The 12,290-nt window shown below is 68.0% G+C and carries 9 protein-coding genes; all 9 read left to right on the top strand.

Annotated elements, in window-relative coordinates; translation table 11 throughout:
* The first annotated feature begins 18 nt into the window (after positions 1–18).
* The 9 genes from ACWEIJ_RS37255 (at position 19) to ACWEIJ_RS37215 (ending at position 11,785) form a co-directional block, all read left to right on the top strand.
* Complete coding sequence (locus tag ACWEIJ_RS37255; RefSeq protein WP_449841965.1) at positions 19–531, top strand: DinB family protein; 513 nt, start codon at positions 19–21, stop codon at positions 529–531.
* Positions 532–1,234: 703 nt separating this feature from the next.
* Positions 1,235–2,689: a hypothetical protein gene (locus tag ACWEIJ_RS37250; RefSeq protein ID WP_449841964.1), complete on the top strand. Its 1,455-nt coding sequence runs from the start codon at positions 1,235–1,237 to the stop codon at positions 2,687–2,689.
* 63 nt (positions 2,690–2,752) lie between these two features.
* Positions 2,753–3,151 carry a hypothetical protein gene (locus ACWEIJ_RS37245; RefSeq protein ID WP_449841963.1) on the top strand — a complete coding sequence of 133 codons (399 nt, stop codon included), beginning with the start codon at positions 2,753–2,755 and terminating at the stop codon, positions 3,149–3,151.
* A 191-nt stretch (positions 3,152–3,342) separates the two neighbouring features.
* Complete coding sequence (locus tag ACWEIJ_RS37240; RefSeq protein ID WP_449841962.1) at positions 3,343–4,725, top strand: sialidase family protein; 1,383 nt, start codon at positions 3,343–3,345, stop codon at positions 4,723–4,725.
* A 421-nt stretch (positions 4,726–5,146) separates the two neighbouring features.
* Complete coding sequence (locus ACWEIJ_RS37235; RefSeq protein WP_449841961.1) at positions 5,147–5,599, top strand: hypothetical protein; 453 nt, start codon at positions 5,147–5,149, stop codon at positions 5,597–5,599.
* 346 nt (positions 5,600–5,945) lie between these two features.
* On the top strand, positions 5,946–6,518 hold the full coding sequence (locus ACWEIJ_RS37230) for an RNA polymerase sigma factor (RefSeq protein ID WP_449841960.1): 573 nt from the start codon (positions 5,946–5,948) through the stop codon (positions 6,516–6,518).
* Positions 6,515–7,633, top strand: coding sequence for a CU044_5270 family protein (locus ACWEIJ_RS37225; RefSeq protein WP_449841959.1), 1,119 nt, complete (start codon positions 6,515–6,517; stop codon positions 7,631–7,633). The genes ACWEIJ_RS37230 and ACWEIJ_RS37225 overlap by 4 nt, the downstream gene beginning before the upstream one ends.
* On the top strand, positions 7,630–10,905 hold the full coding sequence (locus ACWEIJ_RS37220) for a S8 family serine peptidase (RefSeq protein ID WP_449841958.1): 3,276 nt from the start codon (positions 7,630–7,632) through the stop codon (positions 10,903–10,905). Before ACWEIJ_RS37225 ends, ACWEIJ_RS37220 begins: the two co-directional genes overlap by 4 nt.
* Positions 10,906–11,521: 616 nt before the next feature.
* Complete coding sequence (locus ACWEIJ_RS37215) at positions 11,522–11,785, top strand: transposase (RefSeq protein WP_449841957.1); 264 nt, start codon at positions 11,522–11,524, stop codon at positions 11,783–11,785.
* The last annotated feature ends 505 nt before the right edge of the window (positions 11,786–12,290 follow it).

Below are 12,290 nucleotides of genomic sequence, written 5' to 3'. Positions count from 1 at the left end.
AGGTGCACACTGGGAGTCGTGGACAGGCAGGCCGTTCACGAGGACTTCGAACGCGCGAGGGCGACATTTCGCGCGTTGCTCGACGGCGCGACGGATTGCCGGCTGCGCCGCCGGTCCAACGGCACGCGGTGGAACAACCGCCAGCTGCTGTTCCACATGCTGCTCGGCTTCCTGATCATGCGTGCGTTGCTGACATTGGCCCGGATCATGGCGCGGCTGCCGAACTGGGTGGGGCGTGCCTGGGCAAGTGCGCTCAACGCGGGCACGAAGCCCTTCGACGTGGTCAACTTCCTCGGCTCGTGGCTCGGTGGCACCGTCATGCCCCGGAAAGCGATGGTGGTGCTGTGCGACCGCACCATCGCGGCGCTGCATCAGCGCCTTGATCGTGAGAACGAACGCAGTCTCGCGCAAGGGATGCCGTATCCGACCCGATGGGATCCCTTCTTCCGCGAGTTCATGACGGTGGCTGACCTCTACCGCTTCCCGGTCCAGCACTTCGACTTCCACCGCGACCAGCTCTCGCTCACCTGAACAGGCGCGGCCGAGATCACCCAGCAACGGGCCACAGCGCCGTGCGACCAGAGCGAAGAGATCCCCGACCTCCGAAACGCGATGGTGGTCTTGGCGGGGTTGTTGGCGTTGATCGGCCGTAGTCGACACGGTTGCGGTCAACAGAGAAGCGACCAAGAGGCCCCTTACCGTGCTCCATAAGCATGTACGGCGCCAACGGGTTCCTCGTATTTTTCGCACGACAACCCCACCTGAATGTGCATGACAAATAGCAACGACCGGGTGGCCCGGTCGCTGGGCAGCGAGCACTGCGTCTGAATCAAGGCGGCGCAACGTGGCGCGAGGTGACTTGCCCCCAATGAATGAACGCTTCAGTCGCTTGATCACCCGACTTGCCGCGCGTACATGTTGTATCGGCGCGCAATTTGCTGTCGAATGCTTTCATTCGACAAACTATTGGAGAACCTGATGAATCGCATTCGATTCGGTGGGTGCAAGTCGGGTCCTTGTTCCCTGTTTGCGTAACAAGTCGCAGACGACGCTTCGGTGGACCCTGTCTCAACCAGTGGAGCGAGGCCACATGCGCTATATGCCATTTCGTGACGAATGCCGTGGTAGACGAACGCTGATTTTCGCGATCAGCGTGCTCGTGGCGGGCACGTTGTCGGCGCCGGCAGTCAGCAGTGCGGCGCCGGTCCGCATCAACGGCACGTAGACCCGTGCTGTGGCGGCAGGAGCACGTGTCACCGCGGCGGTGTCGGACCAGCCGCGCAGCTACACCGCGGCGCAGGCCGCCGAACTCGCTGCGCGCAAGGAGACGAAGGACAACCACACCGCCCACCTCGGCAAGCAGGGGCCGGAGCCGCGGCACGGCGCCTTGGGACCGGAGATGGCGGTGCCCGGCGGGATCAGCACCGCGAGCGCGAGCGTGCTGCGCAACTCGACGATCCCGGCCAGCGGGATCTCCGGTGGTGCGTCGTTCTCGTCGTTCGTGCAGGAGCCGAGCACGGATGCCAACGGCGGCAACATCTTCCAGACCGGCAACTGGTACGCGACCCGGTCGACGAACAACGGGGCGAGCTGGAGCTACCTGGATCCGTTCACGTTGTTCGGCAGCGGGTTCTGCTGCGACCAGGTGACCCAGTACGACGCCGCGACGGGCCGCCAGTTCTGGTTGCTGCAGTTCGACGACCACCTGGTGCTCGCCAACGCCTCCGCGGCCGGTGCGGGTGCGTTCACCAGCTGGTGCTACTGGAACATCGACGCCACGTGGTTCGGCCTGGCGGCCGGCACCGAGCTGGACTACAACGACATCACGATCACCAACAGCTTCGTGGTCATCGCGAGCAACTTCTTCCCCACCTCCGGAGGTCAGGGCTCGGCGATCGTCCGGCTGCCGAAGGTCCCGATGAGCACCTGCAGCGGATTCAGCTACAGCCGCCTCAGCCGCACCGACAGCTTCACCTTCAAGCTCGTCCCCGGCTCCACCGACACCATCTTCTGGGGCAGCAACTGGGGCCAGACCAACGGCTCGTCGTTCCGCATCTACGCCTGGCCGGAGAGCTCCGGCAGCTATTCCTTCTGGGACCGCACCGTGGCGTCTTACGGCTTCTTCACCCGCAACAGCGGGCAGAACTGCGCCAGCACGGACGGCGTGGTGAAGAACTGGTGCCAGTTCGCCGACTCCCGCACGCTCGGCGCGTACCGGGCGAGCGGTGTCCTGGGATTCTCCTTCAACGCCAAGCAGGACGGCTCACATCCGTTCCCGTACACGAGGATCGTGTGGTTCAACGAGTCGACCAAGGCCTACATCGGTGCCGGTGATCAGTGGGGCACCTGGGGTGCGATCCAGTTCATGTCCATGGCGCCCAACAGCGCGGGCCGGGTCGGCAGCACGTTCGCGTGGGGCGGCGGCACGGGCACGACGCACTACTACCCAGGTGCGGCGGTGAACAACTCACCGGCGAGCGCGATCGACACCTCCCCGAACTACTACCTGTTCGGTTCTGGGAACACCTGCACGTCCAGCGGCGGGCTCTACCGGTGGGGTGACTACCTCACGGTGCGCACCTACAAGGCGAACCCGGCCCAGTGGGTCGCCGCCGGGTACGCGATCGCCGGCGGGAACTGCGGTGCCGCAGGCGCCTACTCCGAACCGCACAACGTGCTCTTCTCCTGACAAGCTGACGGGGGTGGGCCGGCCTCGGCCCGCCCCCGTCCCGATGTCGCGGTGGTGTTGCCGATGAAGGTCCTGATCGCGGTGCTGGTGCTGCTGGCCGCCGGTTGCGGACAGCGACCGGCGGCACCACAGGACTCCGGCATCGAAGGGACCACGATGGTGGACGGCGGCTGCCCGCCGTCCCGTGACGCGCCACCCTGCCCGGACAAGCCGCTGCCCGCCAAGCTCAAGGTGACTCGGGCAGGCTCGGACGAAGCCGTCGCCACGGTCACCAGCGGAGAGGACGGACGGTTCCGCATCGCCCTGGCGCCGGGCGACTACACCCTGCATCCCGCGAACCTCGCCGGAACACCGCTGCCGATCGCGCAACCCGTCGATGTGCACGTTGATGCGAATCGGTTCGCCACCGTGGAGGTGTCCTTCGACTCCGGCGTGCGTGAGGCGCCGGCCCCGCCGACCTGAACCGGCCTGTCGCATGCGCAACGATCCGGCCCGCGACGACGATTCACCCATGAGGGGGGAAGCGGACATGCGGAGGTACCCACATGCATGCGACCAGACGGCTCACCGCAGCCGCCGCAGTTGTCCCTCTGGTTCTCTTCAGCTCGGCACCGGCGTCGGCAGCGCCCTTCTCCGCCGGAGCTGACGTCCTGGTGAGCGGCGCTTCGACGCTGACGGCCTGTCCGTTCGGCGCCTCAGCCGACTTCGCCGCGGCCTACGACAACACCGAGGTCGAGCCTCAGGTGGCGGTCAACCCGACCAATCCGGCCGAGATGATCGGCGCGTCCCAGCAGGACCGCTGGCCCGACGGCGGCGCACGCGGCCTGTCCTCGTGGATCACCCACAACGGCGGCGTGTCGTGGAGCAAGCTGCCGGACGTGCCGTGGAGCGCCTGCCAGGGCGGCCCGGTCCGGTTCGGCCGCGTCACCGACCCGTGGGTGACCTACGACAAGGTGGGCAACGCCTACTTCATCGGCCAGCCGATCGACTCGTCCGAGCTGGGCCTGTCCGCCGTCGCGGTGACCAGCCTCGACCGGACCACCGGCACCTGGCGCGCGCCGCAGATCATCCAGGAGGACAACGGCGATCGGGGCGTCTTCAACGACAAGGTCTCCATCACCGGCGATCCCACGCGAGCCGGCTACGCCTATGCGACGTGGATCCGCGGGACCTACCCCAACGACGGCCGGCAGCACCCGATCGCGGACCTGCACTCGTTCGCCTACCGCGGCAAGCCGATGTTCTCCCGCACCACCGACGGCGGGCTGACCTGGTCCACACCGGTGCCGATGCGCGACTCGAACTCCTACTTCCAGGGCAACCAGATCGCCGTCGGCCCCGACGGCACGCTCTACAACGTCGCCGCCAACCTGTACACCGGCGCCGGCAACAACGACAAGGGCGTCTACATGGGCGTCATGACTTCCCGCGACGCCGGCCTGCACTGGTCGGCCCCCGCCCAGATCGCGCCGATCCAGTTCGCCCAGCTGTTCGTGCCCGACGACAACTTCCCGATCCGCGGGGAGGACTACCTGCCCGACATCGCGGTCGACATGACCAGCGGTGCGATCTACGTCGTGTGGGCCGACAGCCTCGGCACCACCCTGAACAAGGTGGTACTGGCCAAGTCCGTTGACGGCGGACGGCACTGGAGCGGCCCCACCGCGGTCGCCACCGGCGGGCCCGGCGTGCAGTCCTACAACCACGCGATCGACGTCTCGGCCACCGGCATGGTCACCCTGACCTACTGGGACGACCGCAACAACATCCTCGGTGATGGCATCGCCACCACCGACATCTGGCTCCGCCACTCGCACACCGGCACCCAGACCTGGGAACCCGAACAGCACCTGCACGGACCGTTCAACCTCTACACCGCACCGATCTCGTACTTCGCGCCCGGCGACCCGCGAGGCCTGTTCCTCGGCGACTACATGGGCCTGGAGACGATCTCGGGCAACAACACCATCGCCTTCTTCACGTCAACCATCGCCGACGGGGCAGACGTCCACGCCGTGCGGCTGAACCACAGCTGACACCACGAGGTGTGCGGGCCGGAGGGCCGGCCCGCACACGGGATCATCCGTGAGCCAACGACCTACGGCCATGGTCGACGACAACACCGTCCTCCACACCCCGCACTAGCGAGGGTCTCCCGTGCGTCCGCACATGATGCGTCCGACCGCACCGCCGGAAGTGCCCCGAGGCGGCAAGGCCGCATCACAACCGGGCAGAGCAACAGCTTGATGGTCTTCTTCGCGTACATGGGTGCCGTGCCGCAACCTCGAAACCACCGGTCGCGTCTCCGCCATGACGACTTAGACGTCACCGCGAAGCCGTGCACGGTTTTGTTCGATCGGCGAGCACCAGCAGAAGCGAAGGCGGACGACCGGCGAGGCCAAGACGTTCTAGGTGTCCGCGCGCGAGGACGACCTGTTCTACTCGGCCTACGTCCTGGTGATCGGCATGGCGATGCGGAAGGGCGAAGTTCTTGGCTTGCCCACCGACGCCGCGGACGAGGTCGAGCAGGTTCTCGACATCAGCTACCAGTTGCAGCGGGTCGGAGGGAAGCTTCCGCACCGGGAGACCGAGACGGCGACGTCCGACGACGTGCTGCCGATACCTCCGATCGCGGCGACAGCGATCCGGCTTCGGCGCAAGCAGCGCGACGTCGACCGCAAGGAGGCGGACGTGTCGTGGCAGGAGAGCGGCCTGCTCTTCACGACGAGGCACGGCACCCCGATCGAGCCGCGGAACTTCAACCGGTCATGGGACCGCCGTTGTGAGAAGGGGGTGTTCCGAAGATCACTGTTCACGACGGCCGGCGGAGGTGTGCCTCACAAGGCCTGGAACCGGATTCGGTTCCAGGCCTTTGACCTGCAATGGGCGATACTGGGATCGAACCAGTGACCTCTTCGGTGTGAACTATAGTGCCGAGAACGCGCTGACCTGCGGAAACAAGACTCCTGCAGGTCGGCGCGGTTCCGTTCAGGTCCATTGAGGACCGTTCAGGCATGTTCAACGCGCGGAGTTGCTCCCAATCTGCTTCCACTCCGTGCTCCCAAGGCCCATCGGCCTCTAGCTCGTCTGTGGCCGGGTGCACGCTCGGCGGCAAAAGAGTGCGTTGAGGGATCGCGAGGCACTCGCCCCCGACCGTCCCGGTAGAGCCATGTGACTCGGGTGGAACCAGGAACGGCCGTGGTGGCAAAGAAGGGACATGACACCCTTGCGCTCCGTGGGAGCGAGCGATCCACCGATGGCCGATCCGACACTGTCGGACGCGGAGTTGATCGCGGGCGACGCCGAGCAGTTCGGTGTGCTGTTCGACCGGCATGTGGGCCCGTTGCACCGATACTGTGCGAGCCGGGTCGGGCCGAACACGGCCGAGGACGTGGTCGCCGACGTGTTCTGCGTCGCGTTCAAGCAGCGTGACCGTTACGACGCGGACCGGCAGAACGCCCTGCCCTGGTTGTACGGCATCGCCACCAACCTCCTGCGGCGGCGGTGGCGGCAGGAGGTCGCGCAGTACCGCGCGATGGCGAGAGTGAACCTGTCCTTGGCCGGAGCCGACGAGCCGGCGCAGCGGGCGATCGAGCGCACCGACGCCACCGGGTATGTGCGGCTGATCACCTCGACTCTCGAACAGATGCCGCGCAGACAACGAGACGTGCTCATGCTCTACGCGTTGGCGGACCTGGACTACGTCGAGATCGCCACCGCGCTCGGCATCCCGGTCGGCACGGTGCGGTCGACGTTGCACCGGGCCAGGAAACGGCTGCGCGACGCCCTTCCTCCCCACGCCAACGCCTCCCAGGAGATGACCTCATGAACACCCAGCAAGCACCGGACGAGCGTCACGACATCGATCTGCTCCGGTCCGTCTTCGTCACCCCTCCGCCCACCGACGACAGCCTCGCCCGGATGCGCGCCAAGGCTCTCCGCTCGATGCAGACCCCGTCCGCACCCCGGCACCGAGGGCGCGTGGTGCTCGTCGCCGCGTCGGTCGCGCTGGTCGCCGGCCTGGGCATCGCCATCGCGGTGCAGCCGACGAACAGCGACGTCCCCTCGACCGCGCTTCCCACCAGCGGCGGCCCGGCCCGTCCCAAGAACCCCACGCCGCTCGTCGGCGCGGACACCCCGGCACGCGAGGCCCTGATCACGCTCGCCGCGCACACCAGCGACCTCCAGCCACTGGCGGTCCGGCCCGGCCAGTTCGTGTACTCGCACGTGCGCGGTCAGGTCGTGAACGGGATCCCGGTCGGCGTGGACGGCGAGGCCAAGGTGCTCTCGGAGACGGAGACCAAGGCGTGGTTCGCGGCGGACGGGCTGCGGATGGTGCGCATCGAGATGACGAGCAACGTCAATGCGCGGCCGTTGACGGACGAGGACGCACGCAAGCTCGCCGCCAACGGCAAGTCCGTGCCGCAGCCGTTCACCCAGGTGGCCCCGAACCCGAACGGCAACCCGAAGGAACAGCTGCCGGTCGGCCAACCGGCGGAACCGGGCGTCGACAACCCCACGCTGTCCTGGGTGGCGAGCCTGCCCACCGACCCGGAGCAGCTGCTGGCGGTGTTCCGGGCCGCCGCGGGCCCGAGCACCAAGCACGACGACGACTACCTGACCTTCAAGACTGCCGCCAGCTTCGCCGCCCGTGCCGACGCGCTGCTCACGCCCGCGGTCCGCACGGCGTTGTACCAGGCCATCGCCCTGCTGCCGGGCATCGAGCGGGTACCGGGCCAGGTCGACCTGTCCGGCCGCGCCGGCGTGGCCATCGGACGGAACGCGGAAGGCCTCCGCTCCGAGATCATCCTCGACCCGCAGACCTCCAGGGTGATCGGCAGCAGGATGGTCGCGACGGCCAGGGACGACGTGCCGGCCGGGACCGTGATCGCCTGGTCCAGCACCGACAAGATGGTCGTCGACTCGGTGGGTGCGACCTCGTGACACGTCTGACCGAACGACGCCTCGGCCACGCGGCACTGGCCGTCGTCGCGGCGCTGGCCGTCGTGGTCTCACCACCGGCCGTGTCCGCGAACGGCATCGCCGCCGCCGCACCGGCCCAAGCCGCCAGGCGAACCGTCACCCTCGTGACCGGGGACCGGGTGACGCTCACCGGCCGGGACGAGGTGCGGGTGAGGCCCGCGCCGGGCCGCGAGAACGTCGGTTTCGAGCAGCGGATCGACGAGAACGGTCACAGTGTCGTGGTGCCTCGCGACGTCACGGAACTCGTCGCAACAGGAAAGCTCGACCAACGGCTGTTCGACGTCTCGTTGCTGGTCGAGTCCGGGTACCACGACGAGGCCCGGCGTGACCTGCCGCTGGTGGTGACCCACGCCGGCGGCGGCCTGCGTGCCGGACTCGCGGCCGAGGGCCGCGAACTGCCCAGCATCGGAGCCACCGCCATCCGTGCGGACAAGGGCGAGATGTCCTCGGTGTGGGCGGCACTGGACGCCGGGGGCGCGACGCTGTCGCCCGGTGTGAAGCGGGTGGCGCTCGATGGTCCGGTCCGGATGGACCTTGACCACAGCGTGCCGCAGATCGGTGCGCCGCAGGCCTGGCAGGCCGGGTACACCGGCGGCGGCACGACCGTCGCCGTCCTCGACACCGGCATCGACAGCACCCACCCGGACCTCGCCGACGCGGTGGTCGAGGCCAGGGACTTCACCGGAAGCCCCAGCGGCAGCGACGACCGGGTCGGGCACGGCACACATGTCGCGTCGATCATCACCGGCAGCGGGGCCGCATCGGCGAACCGGTACCAGGGCGTCGCTCCCAACACCCGGCTCCTCGTCGGGAAGGTGCTCGACGACACCGGTGGCGGCACCGAGTCCTCGGTCGTCGCGGGCATGGAGTGGGCGGCCGCGCAGGGAGCGGACGTCATCTCCATGAGCCTCGGCGGTCCGGTCTCCTCCGGCAAGGACCCGAGCGTGGATGTCCTGTCGGAGGCGGTGAACCGGCTCACCGCGCAGTCGGGTGCGCTGTTCGTGGTCTCCGCCGGGAACAGGGGTCCGCGGAGCGGATCGGTCGGCAGCCCCGGAGTCGCGGACGCCGCGCTGACGGTCGGGGCGGTGGACGGCCACGACGCGCTGGCCGAGTTCTCCAGCCGCGGCCCGCGCACCGGCGACGGCGCCATCAAACCGGACATCACCGCGCCGGGAGTGGGCATCGTCGCCGCCCGCGCCCGGAACGGGCACGCGGGGACGCCCGTCGACGACGAGTACGCAGCCATGTCCGGCACGTCCATGTCGACACCGCATGTCGCCGGCGCGGCGGCGATTCTCGCCGGGATGCACCCGGACTGGGACTCGGCGCGGCTGAAGTCCGCGCTGATGGGCAGTGCCGCGCCCGCTGCCGGGTTGTCGGTGTACGAGCAGGGCGCCGGACGGGTCGACGTCGCGAGGGCGGTCAGCCAGCCTGTGCTGGCCACCCCGGCGAGCATCTCCCTCAAGCAGGCGCGGTGGCCACACCAGGACGACGAACCGATCACGACGGTCCTCACCTACCAGAACACCGGCGCCACCCCGGTCGTCCTGGACCTGGCCGTGGACGTGCGTGACGCGGCAGCGAAACCGGCACCGGCCGGGATGTTCACCGTGGCGCCGCGCACCCTCGAGGTACCCGCGGGCGGGCAGGCCACCGCGGCGCTGACCTCGGACACCTCGGTCGACGGACCGGACGGCACCTACGGCGGCACGGTCGTCGCAACCGGTGACGGGAACGTGGTCCGCACCCCGCTCGGCGTCCAGCGGGAGGCTGAGAGCTACGACGTCAAGCTCGACTTCCTCGACTGGCAGGGAAAAACCGCGGGGCGCGCCGAGTATCGCTTCGTCGGCCTCGACCAGCCCTCGGCGTACCTGGCCCCTGTGACGACCGGCTCGACCGTCGTCCGGCTGCCACCTGGCCGGTACTTCTTCCACGCCACCGTCCTGGGCAGGAACGCCGGCAACGAGCTGATCAGGGCGCTGTTCGCCGAACCGGAGATCACCGTCACCGGGGACACCAGGATGGTCATCGACGCCCGGGACGCCAAACCCGTCGGCATGAAGGTCGACCGGCCGAACGCCGGCGACTCCGAGACGATCCAGTCGTTCCTGCGCACGACGTCTCACGGCGAGACGGGCTTCCGTGACTTCGGTTCGTTCGACAAGGTGTGGGTGCGGCCCTCGGCCACGAGCACACCGGAGTTCACGTACACCGTGGAGGGTCTGCTCGCCGAACATGACGGTCAGGGCGGGTTCACCAGCAGCCCCTACCTCTACCACCTCCGCTGGGCGGAGCAGGGCAGCGTGCCCACCGAGCTCGTGCGGCACTTCGCCGATCGCGACCTCGCCACCGTGCGGTCCGCGCACGCCGCGAGCGGCAGCGGGGAGATCGGCGAACGCGACTACACGGTGCGGGCACCTCTTCCGTTCACACTCCAGGAGTACTACAGCCCCAACACGCCCTGGGAGCGCTTCTTCGGCAAGCCTGCGGGAAAGCCGCTGTACGACTGGTACACGCAGACCGTGCCCAGGACGTTCCAGCGGGGCGAATCCGTTGTCGAACACTGGAACACCGGGGTGTTCGGGCCGTCTTTCCCACGGTATCCGGGGTCGCCGGCGGAATGGGCGGGCCGGACCGGTGACACGGTGTACTTCGACCTGTGGCCGTTCAGCGACCCGACGTCCGGCCATTATGGACAGTCGGTGACCGGCTCCGCCGAAACCGTGCTGTACCGGGGAGACAAGCGGATCGGCACACAGCCGTGGACGGGCTACAGCGAGTTCGACGTGCCGCCCGAGGAGAGCACGTACCGGTTGCACAGCGAGGCGGTGCGGAGTGGCTCGGCCGAGCTGTCCACGAAGGTCACCGCCGACTGGACGTTCCGCTCAGGCACCGTGCCGGGAGCGGACATCCGGCCGATCCCCATGATGGCGGTGCGGTTCACCCCGCGGCTGGACGACCACAACCGCGCGCCGCGAGGTGTCCCGTTCCTCGTTCCGGTGCGGGTGGAGCACACCGACCAGGACGCCGGCATCACCTCGCTGACGGTGCAGGTGTCCTATGACGACGGTGGCACTTGGCAGGCCGCGCCCGTGTACCGCCGCGACGGCCAGTGGCTCGCCGGCCTGCGGCACCCCGCAGGGGCCACGTTCGTGTCGTTGCGAGCAACCGCGACAGACAGTGAGGGGAACACCGTCGATCAGACGATCATCCGGGGGTATCGACTGAAATAGCGCGGTTTTGGGCGCCTACCTCCAGCGAGCCGGCCGGTACGTCCGCGCGCGAGAGGTCTGGGAGGAGGCGCTGCGCTTTTCAGCGCCTGCATGGGTCCGACGCGGCCCGGCTTCGGTTGAACCTCACCAGCCTTGGGGAGTGACGGTGAACCGAGGACCTCACGTTGTGCACGCCCGGATCAAGTTGAGCTGAGCAAGCAAACGGCACCTGGGGAGCCGAGCGCCGTCGGCAACTGATCGGCAAAGACCGAGAACATCGTGACGCAGGGCAAGGCTGTGGGGCTGTGCTGAACGTACCCGGAGAAGACTGCCGACAGAACAATCCCAGGGCGACGGGCGAACTGCTTGGAGGTGACCTCTTAGGTGGCGGCGAAGAGGTCACCGGCGATCCAAGAGGCCTCGATTCGCTGACCTGCGGGTTCGCGAATCTGGGTTACCAGACCTTTCGTGGATCTGGCGAGTTGAGGGAGGACTTCTGCTCCCAATCTGCTCCCACACAACGCAAACAGGGTATCGATGGTTATCATCGATACCCTGTTTGACCTGGTAAATGAGGTTCCCCCGGTAGCTCGGAGACTTTCAAGCATGGTCCGATAGGACCTGAAGGGTGTCATCCGTGGCAGCACCGAAGAAGTACCCCGACGAGCTGAGGGCTCAAGCGGTCCGGCTGTACCGGGAGTCGGATCCCAAACCGGTGATCCGCCAGCTGGCCGAACAGCTCGGGGTGCATCACGAAGCACTGCGCAACTGGATCCGGCAGGACGAGGCCGACCGCGGCGAGCGGGACGACCGGCCCACGACCAGCGAGTCCGACGAGCTGCGCCGTTGTGCGGAGGGCCGGACCTCGGGCGGGAGTACCAAAGGATGGGAACAGGGATGACCAGCAGTTTTATGCTGGCAGCCTGATGGTGGAGTCGTCGTTCAGCCTATCCGCGCTCGAGTAGCAGGCTGGGGACGGGCCGCTTGGACGCGTCCCCATCGGAAGGAAGATCCGCTGGACGGGCCCGGCTTCCACAGCCGCGGTAAGCCGGGTGTTGTGTCGATGGCGTAGCCCGGTCCCGCCAGCGACTACCTCGCGGTTGCCAAAGCGGCTCGAACGCCGGACATGACCGTGACGCCCGCATGGGTGCGCGAGGTGACGCAGTGCTCACGTGGCCCTGTCGTCGAGGCTGGCCTCGGCACTGAACGCCGAGGCGCGGCCATGAACGGCGACGCTACCGTCCACGGATGCCGACGCCCCAGCGACGTGACCATCGGCCCCAGCCGAATCGACGACGTCCGCCGCCACCGCACCTAACGCCACGAAGACATCAGCGAGAACGGACACACCCCTCGACCACGTCGTTGACGCGCTCGGCGCAGGACCGATACAACCGCACGGCTCA

Source organism: Lentzea sp. NPDC004789 (genome assembly GCF_053601075.1).
The sequence above is the reverse complement of the archived record's forward strand: the minus strand, read 5'-3'. Positions and strand labels throughout refer to the sequence as shown.